The organism is Sulfurovum xiamenensis, from assembly GCF_030347995.1.
Lineage (GTDB): Bacteria > Campylobacterota > Campylobacteria > Campylobacterales > Sulfurovaceae > Sulfurovum > Sulfurovum xiamenensis.
The window spans coordinates 1-16,712 of the sequence record NZ_JAQIBC010000014.1 but is presented as its reverse complement, the minus strand read 5'-3'; the positions used below and the strand labels follow the sequence as shown (position 1 = coordinate 16,712).

18 protein-coding genes are annotated in these 16,712 nt (G+C 37.2%); 9 read left to right on the top strand and 9 right to left on the bottom strand.

The features are described 5' to 3' along the window. Window positions 1-293: 293 nt before the first annotated feature. The 4 genes from tig to PF327_RS11185 all read left to right on the top strand — a co-directional run bounded on the left by tig (window position 294) and on the right by PF327_RS11185 (window position 3,097). Complete coding sequence (gene tig / locus PF327_RS11200; RefSeq protein ID WP_289402640.1) at window positions 294-1,553, top strand: trigger factor; 1,260 nt, start codon at window positions 294-296, stop codon at window positions 1,551-1,553. Window positions 1,554-1,568: 15 nt separating this feature from the next. Next, window positions 1,569-2,234: a leucine-rich repeat domain-containing protein gene (locus PF327_RS11195; RefSeq protein ID WP_289402639.1), complete on the top strand. Its 666-nt coding sequence runs from the start codon at window positions 1,569-1,571 to the stop codon at window positions 2,232-2,234. A 78-nt stretch (window positions 2,235-2,312) separates the two neighbouring features. Beyond that, window positions 2,313-2,720, top strand: a complete 408-nt coding sequence (locus tag PF327_RS11190) for a group III truncated hemoglobin (protein WP_289402638.1) — start codon at window positions 2,313-2,315, stop codon at window positions 2,718-2,720. Window positions 2,721-2,731: 11 nt separating this feature from the next. Then, window positions 2,732-3,097: a hypothetical protein gene (locus tag PF327_RS11185; protein ID WP_289402637.1), complete on the top strand. Its 366-nt coding sequence runs from the start codon at window positions 2,732-2,734 to the stop codon at window positions 3,095-3,097. 93 nt (window positions 3,098-3,190) lie between these two features. Here PF327_RS11185 and PF327_RS11180 read toward each other — a convergent pair whose 3' ends face one another. Further along, window positions 3,191-3,637 (bottom strand): HEAT repeat domain-containing protein, encoded by a 447-nt coding sequence (locus PF327_RS11180; protein ID WP_289402636.1) that lies wholly within the window; start codon window positions 3,635-3,637, stop codon window positions 3,191-3,193. Between the two features lie 174 nt (window positions 3,638-3,811). Here PF327_RS11180 and PF327_RS11175 point away from each other — a divergent pair, with 174 nt between their 5' ends. Then, window positions 3,812-4,186, top strand: a complete 375-nt coding sequence (locus tag PF327_RS11175; protein WP_008242052.1) for a hypothetical protein — start codon at window positions 3,812-3,814, stop codon at window positions 4,184-4,186. Between the two features lie 100 nt (window positions 4,187-4,286). Then, window positions 4,287-6,911 (top strand): AAA family ATPase, encoded by a 2,625-nt coding sequence (locus tag PF327_RS11170; protein WP_289402634.1) that lies wholly within the window; start codon window positions 4,287-4,289, stop codon window positions 6,909-6,911. A gap of 87 nt (window positions 6,912-6,998) precedes the next feature. On the opposite strand, the gene PF327_RS11165 is transcribed toward PF327_RS11170, so the two are convergent. Both PF327_RS11165 and PF327_RS11160 read right to left on the bottom strand, forming a co-directional pair. Beyond that, entirely contained in the window at window positions 6,999-7,391 is a 393-nt protein-coding gene (locus PF327_RS11165) for a hemerythrin family protein (RefSeq protein ID WP_289402633.1), read from the bottom strand. Window positions 7,392-7,525: 134 nt separating this feature from the next. Then, complete coding sequence (locus tag PF327_RS11160) at window positions 7,526-7,837, bottom strand: ATP-dependent Clp protease adaptor ClpS (RefSeq protein WP_289402632.1); 312 nt, start codon at window positions 7,835-7,837, stop codon at window positions 7,526-7,528. 183 nt (window positions 7,838-8,020) lie between these two features. On the opposite strand from PF327_RS11160, the gene PF327_RS11155 reads away from it, so the two are divergent. Together PF327_RS11155 and PF327_RS11150 are read left to right on the top strand one after the other, a co-directional pair. Further along, window positions 8,021-8,443 (top strand): group III truncated hemoglobin, encoded by a 423-nt coding sequence (locus PF327_RS11155; RefSeq protein WP_289402631.1) that lies wholly within the window; start codon window positions 8,021-8,023, stop codon window positions 8,441-8,443. A gap of 33 nt (window positions 8,444-8,476) precedes the next feature. Continuing rightward, on the top strand, window positions 8,477-8,857 hold the full coding sequence (locus PF327_RS11150; protein ID WP_289402630.1) for a response regulator: 381 nt from the start codon (window positions 8,477-8,479) through the stop codon (window positions 8,855-8,857). A 68-nt stretch (window positions 8,858-8,925) separates the two neighbouring features. On the opposite strand, the gene PF327_RS11145 is transcribed toward PF327_RS11150, so the two are convergent. Then, the gene (locus PF327_RS11145) at window positions 8,926-9,120 is read right to left on the bottom strand and encodes a hypothetical protein (protein ID WP_289402629.1); all 195 of its coding nucleotides are present in this window, start codon (window positions 9,118-9,120) and stop codon (window positions 8,926-8,928) included. Between the two features lie 210 nt (window positions 9,121-9,330). On the opposite strand from PF327_RS11145, the gene PF327_RS11140 reads away from it, so the two are divergent. Next, window positions 9,331-9,672, top strand: coding sequence for a hypothetical protein (locus PF327_RS11140; protein WP_289402628.1), 342 nt, complete (start codon window positions 9,331-9,333; stop codon window positions 9,670-9,672). An 89-nt stretch (window positions 9,673-9,761) separates the two neighbouring features. Here the strand turns inward: PF327_RS11140 and PF327_RS11135 are convergent, their stop codons facing one another. From PF327_RS11135 to PF327_RS11115, 5 genes are all read right to left on the bottom strand, one after another. Then, on the bottom strand, window positions 9,762-10,043 hold the full coding sequence (locus tag PF327_RS11135; RefSeq protein WP_289402627.1) for a hypothetical protein: 282 nt from the start codon (window positions 10,041-10,043) through the stop codon (window positions 9,762-9,764). A gap of 292 nt (window positions 10,044-10,335) precedes the next feature. Then, window positions 10,336-10,653: a hypothetical protein gene (locus PF327_RS11130; RefSeq protein WP_008242077.1), complete on the bottom strand. Its 318-nt coding sequence runs from the start codon at window positions 10,651-10,653 to the stop codon at window positions 10,336-10,338. Window positions 10,654-10,726: 73 nt separating this feature from the next. Beyond that, entirely contained in the window at window positions 10,727-13,606 is a 2,880-nt protein-coding gene (locus PF327_RS11125) for a DUF2309 domain-containing protein (protein WP_289402625.1), read from the bottom strand. After that, entirely contained in the window at window positions 13,603-14,337 is a 735-nt protein-coding gene (locus tag PF327_RS11120) for a hypothetical protein (RefSeq protein WP_289402624.1), read from the bottom strand. The genes PF327_RS11125 and PF327_RS11120 overlap by 4 nt, the downstream gene beginning before the upstream one ends. Before the next feature lie 2 nt (window positions 14,338-14,339). Next, entirely contained in the window at window positions 14,340-15,854 is a 1,515-nt protein-coding gene (locus tag PF327_RS11115) for a proton-conducting transporter transmembrane domain-containing protein (protein ID WP_289402641.1), read from the bottom strand. Window positions 15,855-16,712 lie beyond the last annotated feature (858 nt).

The following is a 16,712-nucleotide window of genomic DNA, read 5'->3' as shown; positions in this document are numbered from 1 at the left end:
CAGATGTAAAGGGTGTGCACTTTGTGTATACGTTTGTTCTGACATGCTTGACCGTAATTGTATTACAATGGAAATGGCTGGTCACGAAGAGTAGTCTCTTCAACCCCATTGGTCACCCTCTCGGGTGACTAAGCTAAATGCTCTCTGATCATCTAGCAATAAAATCAATTAAATCTCCAACCTAATAAAACCCAAATCGTAAAATTAAAACAGTTTCATAGCTTAAAACTATGGGTTTGTTAATTTTAGACAATAATGCTAAAATTACGCAATTTAAAACCGAAAGGATTGTAGTGAAAGTTACAGTAGAAAAAGTAGATGATATAAACTACATTATAAGTGGTTCAGTTCAAAATAGCGTGATCGAAGAGAAAGTCGCTAAACTTAAAGAAGAAGCAGAAAAAGCACCAAAGGATGAAAAGTCCACAGATGAGAATATTGAACAAAATGCCGCAGGTCAAGTATTTCAAGACTTCATTAATGCTGGAATTAAAGAAGGTAATTTGGATGTTGAAAACATTTTGGGTCAACCTGGACTTAAAAAGTATGAGCAACAAGAAGATAGTATTTACTTTGAAGTAGAAGTTGCTGTAAGCCCTGAGATCAATGTTGATGACATTGATTTCGATGAGATCGCGCCATCTTACACAAAACCTACTGCAAGCCCCGAAGCGGTAGAAGCAAAACTTGCAGAGTTCGCTCAACAACAAGCGCCATTTACCAAACTTGAAACACCAAAGCCGATCGAAGTTGGTGATGTCGCTGTGATCGATTTTACAGGGTATATAGATGATAAACCTTTTGAAGGCGGTAGTGCTGAGAAGTTCAATATTAAAGTAGGTTCCAACAAATTTATTCCAGGATTTGAGGAACAGCTTGTAGGCATGGAGTATGGGGAAGAAAAAGATGTTATCGTCACTTTCCCAAAAGATTATTCCGCTGATGATCTAGCGGGGAAAGAAGCCAAATTTGTTGTAAAATTGCATGAAATTCAAGAACAAAAGCCGGTGACCATCGATGACGCTTTTGCACAAAAGGTATTGAACAATAATACAGCAACGGTTGAGACACTGAAGAAACAGTTCGGAGAACAAGTCACAGCTGAAGAGCTTTCACAGATCTATATGCGTGATCTTAAGCCGAAAATCGTAGAAGCGTTACTCGCAAAATTTGACTTTACCTTGCCAAACAATGTTGTAGAGACAGAGATCGATGCGAAGGTCCGTGAAAAGTCAAGAGGATTTACCGAAGAGCAACATAAAGAATATGTAGAAGATAAGGAAAAATTCAAAGAGCTTAGAGAATCTGTACGTGAAGAGGCAAGACAAAGTATCAAGTTAGCGCTTATTGTTGAAGCCTTGGCGAAAAGAGAAGGTATTGATGTACATGAGCAAGAGGTTATTGCTGCACTGGGTTATCAAGCTACTATGACCGGTCAAGATCCACAGGCATTGCTAAAATACTATCAAGATAATAACTTGATGACAGCAGCTAAAATGGGACTCACAGAAGATAAACTTTTTGGGCATATACTTGGATTCCATAAAGCATAAGTCCCTTCCTTAGCCATGAATAATACAGATGAACTCTGGATTCACACACTTTGGAAATGGGCAGATGAAAATGCTGTTCCTGATCTAAAGTGGGTAGAACATGATTCCTATCTAAAAGGCGGTTACTTCAAAGGATTGCCAAGAAGCAAAGAGGCTTTACTGAACTTAACAGAGATGAACCTTCTTGGTGCCCAGCTGACTGAACTGCCAGTAGAGATAGGTAATCTGGTACATTTAAAAAAGCTCTATCTTTTAGGCAATCAGCTTACGCATTTGCCCTCCGAGATAGGTCAACTTGTAAATTTGGAAGAACTTTATCTCCCCGGTAACCAATTAAGCAGTTTACCAAAGGAAATAGGGGCATTACATAATTTAAAACTGCTTCTTTTACAAGAGAATCGACTCACAACTCTGCCAAAGCAGATCGGAGAACTTCAAAATCTGAGTACTTTGGAACTTGGCGGGAACCAGCTGACATCTCTACCTGAAGAGATCGGAAAACTTACCAACTTAAGTAAATTAACCGTTTGGAAAAATAAACTAACATCTCTACCCAAAGAGATTGTACACCTTGTAAACCTGACAGGGTTGGATTGTATTTACAATAAACTGGAATTGACAAAAGAGCATATTGAGTGGCTAGAGACTTTACTGACCAAAGAGTGTTCAGTCAGTGTGTAATGTTGTACTTTACAACACATGTAAATACATTTGTAGTATAGTTTAGCTATACTCACAGCATTAATATTAGGAGAGATAATGCCTTATGATTCAGTCGACAGACCTTCCATAGAGAGAATGGTACGTGAGTTCTATACGGACGTACTTCAAGATGATATCCTAGGTCCTATCTTCATTAAAGCTCTGGGGAATGATCTAAAAAATGGTAAATGGCATGAACACTTGAATACACTCTATAATTTTTGGATGCAGATGATGACAGGTGAGTCGCCGTATCAGGGCCACCCTTTCCCTCCGCATGCATTCTTAGGTCCACTTCAGCGTGAAACCTTTGAACGTTGGTTAGAACTTTTTCATGCAACGGTCTATAGGCTTTTTGTCCCTGAAGTTGCCGATAAGTTTTATAGAAAAGCGGACATCCTTGCAGAACAGTTTATGGATAATCTTGGTATTAATGACGACGACGATGAAGATGATGACTACTAAAAGGAGATGAAATGAGTGAACAGGCAAAAATATTAGCAGAGCTTCAGGAGATCATTATGACCATTCTAAAAAATGGAGCTGCCTCAGAAGCGGAAGGTCATAGGATCGATGAACTTGAAGCCTTACTACATGAACAAAAGTGTTATCAAGAGATCGATCATGAAGAATACGAGTATCAGGGGGAAGAGATAGCAGGACTCTTTGCTACAGACCATTATATGGAAGCGATAGACAAAATGTGTGAGTGTGAGATCACACCTGAGGATTTTTTTGGGTTTATAGCTTATCATGATGAAGATGAAGAGTACATAGACCTCTTTACCGATGCATTTATCGCAGAGGTAAAAAAGGACTATGCATCAAAGTGTAAATCTTAGTGGCAACAGGGCAAAGATGAAGGATCTTCATCTTTACACATTTGATGGCATGGTTTTTACGTTCTCTCTATCTAAGTGATTAAGAGAGAAAAGTTATTTGCCGGTCTTGGCCTGTATCACTGGATTTTTCATAACAGCGGCACGGACATCTTCATTCTCATCTATCATTAATTGATCCAATATTTCACCTGGGGTACTTGGATTGACAGCAAGAGAGGATCGCACATTTTCATCTTCATGTTTACTAAGCTCCGTGAGTATCTCCACAGGGGTATTCGGGTTTCCTGCGATCCAATAGGAAAAGTCACTGTCCTGGCTTAGTTCAACTAAAGTATCTACGGGTGTATTTAAATGTTCTGCAACAAACTGTTTGACCAGAGGGATCTCATCTTGACTCAGTTTCACTAATGTTTCTGCTGATGTATTCATATGTGCAGCGACACGTACGCGTACAAACGGATTCTCATCTGTACTTAATTGATCTAAGATATCTGCGGATGTATTGTCATCTTGTAATAGTACTAATGCATCTGTATTCATTATCGTTACCTTTATCGTTTTTCATCTTTTTTAGCAATGAATTATTTGGATGCATTGTAGCTTTTCTATCTTAAATATTAAAGCATCACATCATGTCTTTTAGGTTTGAAATAGGGATTTAAGTGAATTTACAATATGATGGCCTACAAAAGTCCTAAAGGAAAAAAAAGATTCATGGATACAACGATTGATATACACTTTCATGTAACACAAGAACAAAAAAAGACAATAGATCTAAGAGCGTTAGAAAATGGGTTTGATAACACCTCTGCCTATCTAAAAGTCGTTGCACTCAAAACGCAGGCATTCACACTTACACCTGCAGGTTCATCCACTGGCGAAGCATCGGTAGAACTTGGATTTAAAGTCACAGAGGCACAAAAAACAAAAATAGAAGAGAATATGAAAGAGAGCGGTTGTGAAGAGCTTACAGAATATCTAAAATATGTTGCATTGCATGCCGTAGTCACAGCAGTAGTAGAGGTACGTTCTACTGGAAGCCTGGATGATATGTTAGCGCGTATTGCTAAAGCAAAGAGTAACGGCTAGTTATTCATTACTGACCTGATACTATAATTAAGATAGAAAAGCTACAATTCACTTCATTAATGATAGAGATACAATAGATCTAAACAATAAGAGTAAAAAGATGACAGAAACAGAAGCATTAGTCAAAGCCAATATTGAAAAATACAAAAAATTAGATAAAGGCGAATGGGACGATGAAGCCCTCCAAGAGGCGCAAAACAATATAGAATTTGTTAAGCAGTTTAAAGAAGTACTTTCTAAAGAACTCTTTGGACAAGAACAAGCGATCAATGTTGTTGCCAATAGTATGAAAACCACTGTCAAAGATCAAAAAGGACCTAAGGCAACCTATCTTTTTTTAGGACCTCCGGCTACCGGTAAGACCTTCCTTGCAGAACTGATGGCAGAACATATACCTAAGTATAAGATCATGAAGTTCGATATGACACAGTACCATCAGCAAAACGGTGGAGAGTTGTATGGTTATCCTGCCGGGTGGAAAGGGTATGGCGTCGGTCAACTCACAGGCTTCGTACATAGAAATCCTAAGGCTGTCATCGTACTTGATTCTTTTGAAAAGTGTGACAATGTCATCCAGAATAACCTTTTTTCCATCTTTGAAGGTGGTAAGATGCGTGATGCATGTGGTTGGGATAAGATCACAGATGAGCCGTGTAATGAAGATCCTGATATCATCTACAACGATGAAAATGCAAACTATATGGTGGATTTTACAGAGGCCATTTTTATCATTACGACGAGTGTCGGTAAAGAGCTTTATCAAGATTACAGATTTCAAGATCTAGTTGAAAAAGACTATGTACAAGCTGAATCAATGATCCTTGAGGCTATAAAGAGAGAAAAGAAGAGAGAAAGCAGAAGCGGTGGTGTCCAAGAAGCCATTGTCCCTGAGCTCGTTTCGAGATTCTCTAAGGCACACATTGTTCTGTTTAACAAGCTTGAGTATGATGCCTTTGAGAAAATATCCAAAAGAGTCTTCCTGGGCTATAAAGATGAGTTCAATGATCAATATAAGATCGAGTTTGTTGTAGGTAAGAATTTTGATAACTTTTTGAAAATACAGATGCTTAATTTTGCTCCAGAACTGGATGCAAGACGTCTTAAAGAGAAGGTAAGTACTTACTTTTTTAATAGAATCACTCAATTCATGCAAGATTCAGACAAACCTATCATGTATTTCAAGCAGATCAAGGTATCTCTCTCTAAAGAGTCTGTAGCATATTTAAAAGAACGGGTAACACCGCTTATTGAAAATGAGACCCTTGTAAGAGAACTCTTTAGAAAAAACACTACTCTTGATATCAATGATACGATCACTGAGAAGAATGGCATCATTACCTATAAAGTCAATTCATGTAAGTTTTCACAGGTAGTGAGGATCAAGGATTTTAGCGAAGATGGTTTGGTCTTTGACATTCCTAATGTTTCTTTTCATGATATTGCAGGCCACCATAAGGCAAAGCAGAGACTAGGTGAGGTCATTAACTTTTTTAAAGAGCCAAAACTTTTGGAAAGTTTTAATATCGCACCGCCAAAAGGTATGCTTTTGTATGGACCTCCGGGTACAGGAAAGACGATGCTGGCAAAGGCTTTTGCCAAAGAGGCGGAACTCCCTTTTATCTCGACTACGGGATTGGAGCTGCTCCAGCCTGAAAAGACAAAGTCGATCTTTACCAGGGCAAAAGCGTATGCACCTGCTATCATCTTTATTGACGAGATCGATACTATCGGAAGACGTGATGCAGAAAACGGTAGGGAAGTACCTATCAATAAACTCTTGTCAGAGATGGATGGTTTTTCAGGGAGAAAAGGTGAAGATATCTTTGTGATCGCTGCAACTAACTACAAAGAAAACATCGATCCAGCTATTATCCGGCCGGGAAGGGTAGAGATCCATATAGAGATCAACAATCTTGATAAAGATGCAAGGCAGTACTTTTTGGATAAAGTGATCAATGAAAAGCCTACAAGCGGTACATTTGATATGAAAAAACTGCTGATGTATACCACAGGATTTACAGGTTCCCAACTTGAAATGCTAGGAAAAGAAGCCTCATACTACTGTTTGCGTCATGGATTGCCTGCGATCACCCAGGATATCCTCATTGAGCAGATCAATACGATCAAATATGGAGAGAGACAGTCTTACCTCTCTCTTGAACAGATGTTTGAAGAGACAGCGGTCTATGAAGCGGGACGTGCGGTCATTTCCAAGGTCTTAATGCCTCATATTCATATAGAACATGTAAGCATTACACCTAAAGACAATAATGAACATTTCATTTCACATAACTACAGTGATGTGCAAGAGAATATGACGGTTAAAGATTTTAAAGACAAAATATGTGTCTCATTGGCGGGAAGAGCAGCCCAGATCAAACAGTTCGGTGATATAGAAGGCATGGACTCTGGTGCTTCAAATGACCTACAGCAGGCCACACGTGATGCTTACGTGGCTATCGCACATTATGGAATGGATAAAGAGGTTGGGTATATCAATATCAATGGTGTGATGGATGCACAACAAAAATCTGTTGCGCATAAAGATACAGAACACTATCATGAGAAAATAGACTCTGCTCTTGAACGCTGGATGACTGAAGGTCAAGAGACAGTGACTGATTTGGTCAATGAACATTGGAGTACTATAGAGAAACTCTCTAAAATACTTCTTAAAAAAGAGATCATCTATGCAGATGAATTGGATGAGATCGTAGCGAGTTAATATCCTATGGAAGTAGAGACTTTAAAAGTCTTACTCTATCAAGCTCAGATCCATCCTAGTATGGATCCATACTTTTAATAGGCCTTATTAGCCGATGTTCGGAGCAGTCTGTGCATCCCATTTCGTAATATGTTGTGTATACCACTTTTTAAAATCTTTTTCTAAAAAGCCCTGTAGTTCTTTTGGACCTTTTAGGACTTCCCATCTTTTATGAAACTTTTCTAATTTTTTTCGTATGAGATCATGGTCACTTTTGTGCATCTGCATATCGGAGTAGGCACTCTGTTCCATCATATCCTCTTCTGTTTTAAAGTGGGTCTCGATTTCAGCCAAGAATCCCGGGAAGAGTTCGTCAACTTTATCTACATCTTTGGCTTTCACAGCATCATAAAAGTTGTTGATCACTTCCATCTCATCTTCATGCAGCATATTCATCATAGCATTTGCCACTTGTTGTACATCTTGTTGTTGAATTAGCATTTTATCTCCATACAATTAGGTTTTCAAAAAAGATTATAGCTATAAAAGTTTATAGTTACTGACAGATATCAATATATTGCAGTAGTTAAAGTGTAAATGGGGATCTAAAATAAGAGAAGAAGAGAGATGAGGTGTTATACTTCCTCAATCAGGCATACAAGAGAAAAACCCTCTTTTTTCGCTTTTTCTTCGATCATCTCTGCTTTAGTCTGGGCTATTTCAAACATATACCCGCCACAAAAACCCTCACCATTGGTTACGATCTCATGGGCAATGGCTTCTGCCTCTTCCAGATCTTTATGAAACACTTCTTTGAGCATTCTCATACAGAATTCCCATGAAACATGCTTATCATTGATGATTGAAACAAGGCAGATCTTAGGTGTATCGAACTCTGTTTTCAAGTAAGCTTTGAGTGTTTTGGGTTTTTTAATCGTTACTGGCATACTGTTCCTATCTACTCTAGATAATTTATCGTTTACTATTATACCCAAAAAACCTATAGATTACTTCGAAGGAGTGCTATGGTGTCTATTAGACACAGCAGATAGAGATGAAAGGAGTGTTCCAGTTTTTGATAAATCCTGCTATAATTTCATTTCAAAAAAACATCTTATTAGTGTGACTGCATGTGTGTTTACAGATGGTTTGTAGAGAAAGGATCAAGAATAGAACTTCAAAACAGTATTACTAGAGAGAACCTTAGAATCTTGATGACCCTGTTTTATAAAAAAGCGATAGAGGATGAAATACTAGCGCCTTTTTTCATCGATGAGATCGGCGATGATCTAAGCAGTGAGGATTGGTTTGAACATATAGATCTTTTAGCAGATTTCTGGTTGGCTAAAATGCTGGGGGAAAATACCTATTATGGAAACTTTGTAGGTGCCCATGTAAAGATGCCTCATTTAAAAAGAGAAACGTTTACCAGGTGGCTAGAGCTTTTTGGAACAACGGCTGATGAAGTCTATGTAGCTGAGATCGCTGATGTTTTCAAGAAAAAAGGGGAGCAGTTCTCCAGACAGTTCCTCAACACCAAGAAAAAGATCTAAATACGTTGTTTCATATAGAATGAAAGGAAAAGAATGAATAGAGAGAAAAAACGGAATTTACTTTTCATACAGGATGAGAGATCGAAGTTTGATTCAGAGACCAAAATGTTCAATGTATTGTTCAATAGGGTTGATAAAGTTTCAGGAAAAGAAGAGGCCTTAAGACTTTTTGATGCGAACGACTACGATATTGTCCTAAGTGATCTGAGTGTTGAACCTGAGAAGGTTGGCCTTTTAAAACAGATGAAAGACCTAAAATCTGAACAAACCATATTTGCCTTGGTTTCACCCAAAGATACAGATAAACTTTATGGGATAGCTGACTTAGGGATCAATGCCTTTGAGTTGACACCAGAGTACTTTGATCAAGCTTTGGAGCAAATTGCAATATTCGACCCCCAACTCAACTCATAAGATAGAGCAATAACACTTATTTGATTGTGAAGATAAAGCTCAAGTTTTAATTTGAGCCTATCAACTATTTATCTGCACCCGCATCTACAACCGTGTATTTTTACTTGGTCTTCTTTAAAGATTTCACGCCAGATCTCTAGATCGGACTCCATTAGTTTAGAGCTATCACCATGTGATCTTTTCTTAACATCTATCAAATCATTATTGAACTTATTGAGCCCAGGCAGTACGTTTTCTGTCAGTCTTAAATCTAATTTACTCATGTGTAATCCTTTCTTGATAGTTCTAAATGTAGCATAGCATATTATTCTTTATTAAATATTATATGATTTGTTTATAGATCAATATATGCCTCCCATTCTACTTGTATATCTTATCTGTCATAATAAACCTTGAAATCCAGTGAGCGTCTTGCAAAGGGTATAAGTAAGTCTTCTTTCGCTAAGATGTCATATCTTACATAAAGGCCAAAAATGGAACAAATAAATAGCTTACTAGAGAAGTATCATCACTTTAAAGATGCTCAGATACGTTCAGTGCAATCACTATCAGATACTTCAAAAGTGGTGACGCTTGTGGTACAGGATGATGAAGGGGAAGATCTTCATACGATCAATATAACGTTTAAAGATATTAAAGAGTCAAGAATACTGCAAAACAGTGTACTCTCTTTTCTTGATATGATGAGCGGCATTAGCATCATCAAAGAGCATGATCTCTATGGTTTTGCGGTAGGTCGTGGTAGTGCTATGTTACATGTGCATAATGCACCGATGTATATTATAGCTTCAGATATCACTATAGAAGAAAAATAAAAGAGGGTGGAGAGGAGAGATCTCTACCCCAGTGATGAAGCGTACTGCTTCTGAATAGACAGACCTGCCTCTTCAAATAAGTGCAGAGGCTATGAACATCCGCATGAACCTCCATCAGTACTACAGCTGCCCGCACTGCTTGTTCCGCATGAACCGCCTGTATTAGGGTTCTCAGCTACTCTGATCAAAAATGTATTATCAGAGGTTTTTTGAGCAAAAAAGAGATGTTTTGAACAAAAATCCTCATTCATAAATTCTGCGGCTATTTTTGAATAATTGTACGCATCTTGTTGATTATCAAATGTTTTTTCACTTGCATATTCACTTCTTTTAAAACATCCACATTCGTGTTCCATTTGTACTGTATACATAAACTTTTTTCCTTTTGGTCATTTATTTACGGGAGTATAGTTAGTAAAACTTTAAATAAGATAAAATTACTCCGAAAAGTATACATTCTTGATAAAAGTCTAAAAGAAGTACAAAAGTGTATAGAGGAGGGGTTCAAGCATTGGATTATATTAGATATTTCAAGATGGGATTCGAAGATTGCTATGCATCTTGGTGATTCTTATTAGTAGTTGAGTCACTTTTAGATTAGTCAAGGAGTGTTTTTACTCTGCCTTGACTTAGAAGAATAATTATTTATTACGCAGGACTTTATTAGTTTGAGCCACTCTCTTTTGGAGGTACTTGGCTGCCGTCAAATCCAATTGTAACATCACTTTTCTTTACCAGTGTATTTGCATCTTCAATGTCATCATCGTCCTCATCATCAGGTCTTACACTGCTATGTATGACAATTTTATCACCATAATCTACGGCTTCAAAAAAGTGTGTCATACAAAACTGTTGATTCATCAGACACTCTAGAACGCGTGCTTTATTATACATATCTTCTCTTGATTCGAATGTCATACTTTTTTCAAATCCGCTTTTTTTAACGCAGCTACACTCTTTTTCAATCTCTAGGGTATACATACTATTTCCTTTTTTTATACTATTTATAAGAGGTTTATATCATTTAAAACTTAAGATGTCATAAAAAGAGCGATTAGAGCTCTTTAATGACTTTAAAATCACCTGACTCATAGGTGTAGACTTTTTTAGCCTCTTTATCAATGATCACTGGACGGATCCACTCATTTAAAATAAACTCTTTTGCTATAGAGTTCTCTACGGCTTTTCCTACTTTTTCCAAAGGAGCCTCCATAAATGTCAGTAGTCTCACTGGTTCATGATACGCTTCACCTTCTAAAAGAACGGATTGTGTAGGAAGGCCGATCTTTAGATCACTGTAATTCCCATTATAGACACCCACTTTTGCAACCACATTATGATAGACTTTAGAACCAGCACCATAGACGGCGTTATCTACGGTAGAAAAATAGTGCTCCATATTGATCCATTCACCTACGATAAGTGGCCCGTTGAAGATACGTGTGAGGATATCAGCATTGTCATTATCTACCTTCCAGTCATAAGAATGCATAAAGAACCTATTGTGTAAATTGACATGTTTTGTTGAACTTCTAGGCCCTGCAAAGGCTCCCATATTACCCGCCAGTCCCCATTCAGGCCTAGGCTCAGACCAGTCCATTGACTTGATCATGACATCTTCTTGCGTATGGGTATATGGAAGCACTTCTATTCTTTCTTCTCTAGACATTTGAGAGGCTTTGTTAAAGTCACGCATGATCTGGAAAAATCTAGGCATCTCTTCAGCTGTGAGGATATCTGTATCATAGTATTTGATCTCATCGGTAGTGGTGATGTGTAACCCCGGTATGAATTTAGTACTATCAGGAATATCAATGCCTTTTTCTTTTAAGGCTTCACGTACCTCTTTTGTATTGGCTATCATACAAAGTGCTCTTGTATTTGGAAGAGAGATATTTCCTCCACATGCACCACAATCAAGTGCTGATTCAAATGGGTTGTTGTCAGAGATACTTCCGTGACCGATAATAGTCACAAACTCAGGAAAGTGATCCACTTGACCTATCATTGTCAGGTAGTTATGAAGATAGTTTACCTTCTCTTCAAGTGTGAAACCAACCATAGAAAGTTTATGTTTTTGGAACTTATAGTCCTCTTCGGTGATCTTGTACTCATTTTTGAGTTTTTCTATCAGTTCACTGGACAATTCCACAGTGAGTTCCTTACCTAGAACAAGATGATCTCTTATCGCCTGGATCTCTTTTGTTGTACATTCTTTAGGGCAGCTGTTTGACAAGACTTCACTGATGATATGTGTATGAAGTTTATTGACATACATCTCTATCTCTTCAGATGAGAGCTTATCTAAAGTATAGGTTGTCTTTGGTTTTTGAGGCTTTAGTTTTGAAAAAAGCTTCTGTGTTCTTCTTGGAGAAAATGTTTTTCCAAAAAGGTTGATACCGAAGATCCAGCCGATCGCCTCAACCATAATATAAGGTGTATATGGGTTGTTTTTGAGATCGCTCAATACTTTTTTGGTCGTTTTATTCATTCCTTTTTTGGAACTGTAATCTTCATAACGCTCTTTTGGTATTTCAAATACTATATTTCCCGCTTTTACGATCGCCGGAGACAAGAAGAGTTCATGTGATTTATCAAATTCCACAAATGCGATCGGAAGACCCAAGAATCCACCTGCACCATAGGTTTGGTATGGACCAGAGCTTTCGATCTGTCTTCTGATCACTTCAGACCTTACATCCAAACAGAATGTGGCAGAAGCTACCGCTTTTTCAGTTTCCTCTTGTGGTACATTGGTGAACTCATCGACATATGAACGGATATAACTGTCTTCAAGTGATTTAAGCCAGATGTATCCTTCCTCTGCTCTTAGCGTCTCCATGATCTTGGCAAGTTCAGGCAGTGGTATCTCTGTGTTACCCAGATGATCACTTGCAAGGTGCACTTGCTTCGCATCTAGCTGAAGCACATACTGTGTATAGCTCTCTAAGATATCATCATAGTTTTGCCGCTCTTCCATCGCATCGATGAATTTTCCAGGCAAGCTACCTTTATGTTTAAGTATTTTGAGTAGTACATACGCACTATTGTCTTGAATGTAATTTGCCAGTTCTTTGTAGCTACTGATCTTTCTATGTTTTAAATACTTGAGTTCATAGTAAAATCTGATTGCCAGATAATCCATTAAAGATGAAGGATTCTGTTGTTGTGAATAATAGTTCGGGTCTTCGGAACGATACTTGATAAATCCTGCCCAACCATGAAGTTTCAGAATATGTTTAAGAAGGTTTCTCTCTATATCTTCATCGGCAACTTCCAGCTTTTCTAGAGCCTCTCTTACAAAAGTTTCAGAATCATGTGCATAGTCAAAGTTCTCATAGAGTTTAAAGGTTTCAAACATCCCCAGATCTCTATTTGACATACTGAGTGTCGTCTGTTCTTCATCTAAAAAACGTGTAATATATTCGATCACTTCTTTTTCGATGATCTCTTTATCATCTCTGTCAAAAAGAATGTCATTGATCTCATACAGTGTCATATGTTTTGTAAGTTTTTTACGCCATTTTTCTTTATTATGATAGAAGAACTTTTCATCCAGATAGGCTAAAAGTTCTTCATCGATTTTATGCTCTTTGATAGATGCAGAACTTCTGAAACTGTTCCATTTCGGATTGACTTCTAAAAGACATTTTTCAGCCAGATCATAATATTCTGCCAGGCCGTCGATCTCAAGAATTTCTTGCAGGTTGGATTTTAGAATGGCAGGATCGATTTTCCCTTCTTCATAGAGCTTTAGATAATACGATGGCTCCATATAGACTTTACCGCCAAAGATACTCTGGGCTTTATCAAGCCCTTCTTTAAAATTAAGATGTTCAAATCCTTTGAGCGGATTATGATGAATGAATGAACCGATAGGCCAATAGTGTGGAACAGTATTTTTAACGGCATTCAGTTTTTCTAATATACTCATGCGATAGCCCCTTTAAATCCAATGATACTTAGAGCAAGTAGTAGGATGATAATAATAAAATGTATGATCTTCTCCTTGGATGTCAGATCCACATAGTGTAGATTGGTATTGGGTGTTCCAAAGACAGTCCTTGGCATCACTCTCATAGCCACCATGAAGTTCCCCAAAAATACTATCACTACCACGATATACCATAGCAGTGTTGGTTCCTCTTTGATCATACTGCTCAGTAAAAAGAGTGCATTAGGAAATGGTGGATAGAGTGCAAGGGTGATCAAATAAACGGTTAAAAAAGCACCCACATACGGAGTCGCCAAGGTGGTACCGCTGATACCATGATAATTGGCACTTCCATAGTACTTGTCATAGTGTTTTGCTATAGAATAAACACCTCCAAGTGTGATCAATAGAGAGAGTGTGTAAAGTACACCCTGTTCTCTTATAAATAACATAAAAAATGGTGCATTGATAAAGAGCAAATAGTAACCAAACTTATAAAAATTGGTTGTTTTGGTTGCCTTATAGATAGAAAATATGGCACTTAGTAATGAAATGATCACTAGCAGACTAGAGTATGTACCTGTGACAAATGAAGAGATCACAATGGCACAAAGCACTAAAAAACTGCTTATTAAAAAGATCTTTTCACTGTTCAGTTTTTTATTTTTCTCTAAAATAAGATAATAAGGTACGCCTGCAGCTAATATTAATAAAATGATGCTCATTAACATACTCAACCTTTCTTGAAAATTTTAATGTATTTGATAAAGAAGTCTGGGACATAGGCTTCTTTTGCCAAGAGTTTATAAAATAGCCATTGTGTTCTCTTTGGCATTTTACTTTTTTGTATATCCACAAAGTGTTGTTTATACATAAACAGCCACCCGATGATCATAATCGCAGCCAGTGCAACCATTGACATGATGATGGTTACATTCAGCGTTGCGGCACCATAGAAAAGCAGGGCATGTTCACCATAGATAAAATGCTCCAATGCCAATCCAACAAACTCATAAGTAAATAATATAATAATAAATGAACTCACAAGCGCTAAGATCACTTTGATCGAGTCAGACCTTGAAACCTTAAAGAAGGACAAGAAGAGCTGGGTACCGGTGAGCCAACCAAATGCCAAGATCACGATCGCTGCGTTAAATTCAAAGAACTCTTCGCTAAGCACCATTTTCACGCCGATGAATATAAGAAGCGGCAGGATGGTAAAGAGTGCAATAAGATTAAACGTCTTGTTACTTTTATGCTCTGTTTTTTCTTCCCAGAACAACTTGTAAGAGAGACGTTGTGGAATATTAGGGTCATGTCTCGCATAGCGTATCAGTCCACCTGATTCCAAGAAGAGTGTTGCTTTAAAGATACCGTGTACCATAAGGTGATAGATCGCAAGACTGAATGCACCAAGCCCGACTTCCATGATCATATATCCCATTTGACCCGCTGTCGAGTACCCAAGTGAACGTTTGATGTCAGGTACGACCAACATCAGAACCGATGCAAAAATGGCAGTAAAGAGTCCTATGACAAATGCAATATTAAGTACGGCCGGTGTCAGTAGAAGCAAGAAAGCCAATTTATTGAGCAAGATACCACCTACATTGACTACCCCTGCATGCATTAAAGCCGATACAGGCGTAGGAGCTTCCGATGTATAAGGCAGCCAGATATGAAATGGTACGATCGCAGATTTCATCATGGCAGCCACTAAGAAAAGCAACCCGATCACAAAAATAGTAGGATTGTCAATAGGGTTTTTAGACATCTCCAGCCATGTTTGACTCAGTTGTCCCAGGTCAACACTGCCAAACGTCTGATAGGTCAATATCACTGCAAGTATAAAGAGTAAATCGGCCCCTTTATGTATAAGCATGGTCCAACTACCATTTTTTACCGCGCTTTTTGATGCGACATTAAATGATACCAATAAGTACAGACTGATACTCATTAACTGCCAAGCAATAGCAAGAATCACAAGGTTATTACTCATTACCAGCATGTAGATAGCAGAGAAAATAAAATTTAAAAGGATAAAAAATCTTTTATATCCTGGTTCATCCCACATATATTTTGTAGCATATTTACGTATCACAAGACCTAAAATAGCCACATAAGGTACAAGTATTGCAGAAAGCTCATTAAAAACAAACAGACCGCCAAGTCCATGTATAGGTTCATCGGTAGTGATCACATGATAGGTTCCATAGAGTCCTAACAATGCGATCATACTTGACAACATGATACTCACTTTTGGGATATGTTCCTTTTTACTAACAAAAATTAGTATAAATGCTATAACAATTGGTATAGCTGGAATGAGCAATATAATCTTTTCCACTAAAAACTCCTGTAATTTACGAAACTAGTTCGTAAAAAATTTTATTGGCTGGTCTAGAATTCGCCATTTTACATGGTTAGAAGACTAAATCAAAATAAATCTGAACAAAAAAGGTTGACAAAACCACCCTTTAAAACCTTAGCCATTATAGATGAATTTTTTAAAATATACTCTTTATTAAAAATAAAGTTGTACTAAAAAGTAAATTTAACAGTCTATTGTTACTATTTCACAATTTGACATTGATATGACTTATGAACTAATTGTATAATCTTTATCATTGATCAATGTTTTAACACTAGAGATACAAGAATAATATAGAGGAGTGTATAGATAAGATGCAGTATATTTTAACCCTATATAATGTAATAGAGAAAAATCGCTTAATGCAGTGATATGAAAAAATATCAGGATTATTGTAGTTATAACTATAAATAAATGAATATTATATTACTCATATTTTCTATAAATTATAAGATAAGTCAAAGGTTTTTACAGTAAACTCCCATTTGAAAACATATGAATGAAGTTGATAAAAAATTTATCATAATTATTACCTATATATGTATATTACTAATATGTAATATTAAGGTTTTTTTGTGTAAAGTTTATTTGAAGTTCCATTTGCAGTCTATTGGTTATGATGATTGAATAGATCTTCTAAATTAATAGATATATGTTTAAACATCATGGAGTAAAGGAGTTAAAATGTATTATGTAGCAAAAGTCGATGCAGACAAATGTGCTGAATATAAATGT

What these genes read in the sequence shown, in the direction of transcription:
- PF327_RS11195 (WP_289402639.1), top strand. Translation starts at nt 1,569, where the DNA reads ATGAATAATACAGATGAACTCTGGATTCACACACTTTGGAAATGGGCA.
- PF327_RS11190 (WP_289402638.1), top strand. Translation starts at nt 2,313, where the DNA reads ATGCCTTATGATTCAGTCGACAGACCTTCCATAGAGAGAATGGTACGT.
- PF327_RS11185 (WP_289402637.1), top strand. Translation starts at nt 2,732, where the DNA reads ATGAGTGAACAGGCAAAAATATTAGCAGAGCTTCAGGAGATCATTATG.
- PF327_RS11180 (WP_289402636.1), bottom strand. Translation starts at nt 3,637, where the DNA reads ATGAATACAGATGCATTAGTACTATTACAAGATGACAATACATCCGCA.
- PF327_RS11175 (WP_008242052.1), top strand. Translation starts at nt 3,812, where the DNA reads ATGGATACAACGATTGATATACACTTTCATGTAACACAAGAACAAAAA.
- PF327_RS11170 (WP_289402634.1), top strand. Translation starts at nt 4,287, where the DNA reads ATGACAGAAACAGAAGCATTAGTCAAAGCCAATATTGAAAAATACAAA.
- PF327_RS11165 (WP_289402633.1), bottom strand. Translation starts at nt 7,391, where the DNA reads ATGCTAATTCAACAACAAGATGTACAACAAGTGGCAAATGCTATGATG.
- PF327_RS11160 (WP_289402632.1), bottom strand. Translation starts at nt 7,837, where the DNA reads ATGCCAGTAACGATTAAAAAACCCAAAACACTCAAAGCTTACTTGAAA.
- PF327_RS11155 (WP_289402631.1), top strand. Translation starts at nt 8,021, where the DNA reads ATGTGTGTTTACAGATGGTTTGTAGAGAAAGGATCAAGAATAGAACTT.
- PF327_RS11150 (WP_289402630.1), top strand. Translation starts at nt 8,477, where the DNA reads ATGAATAGAGAGAAAAAACGGAATTTACTTTTCATACAGGATGAGAGA.
- PF327_RS11145 (WP_289402629.1), bottom strand. Translation starts at nt 9,120, where the DNA reads ATGAGTAAATTAGATTTAAGACTGACAGAAAACGTACTGCCTGGGCTC.
- PF327_RS11140 (WP_289402628.1), top strand. Translation starts at nt 9,331, where the DNA reads ATGGAACAAATAAATAGCTTACTAGAGAAGTATCATCACTTTAAAGAT.
- PF327_RS11135 (WP_289402627.1), bottom strand. Translation starts at nt 10,043, where the DNA reads ATGTATACAGTACAAATGGAACACGAATGTGGATGTTTTAAAAGAAGT.
- PF327_RS11130 (WP_008242077.1), bottom strand. Translation starts at nt 10,653, where the DNA reads ATGTATACCCTAGAGATTGAAAAAGAGTGTAGCTGCGTTAAAAAAAGC.
- PF327_RS11125 (WP_289402625.1), bottom strand. Translation starts at nt 13,606, where the DNA reads ATGAGTATATTAGAAAAACTGAATGCCGTTAAAAATACTGTTCCACAC.
- PF327_RS11120 (WP_289402624.1), bottom strand. Translation starts at nt 14,337, where the DNA reads ATGTTAATGAGCATCATTTTATTAATATTAGCTGCAGGCGTACCTTAT.
- PF327_RS11115 (WP_289402641.1), bottom strand. Translation starts at nt 15,854, where the DNA reads ATGTTGTCAAGTATGATCGCATTGTTAGGACTCTATGGAACCTATCAT.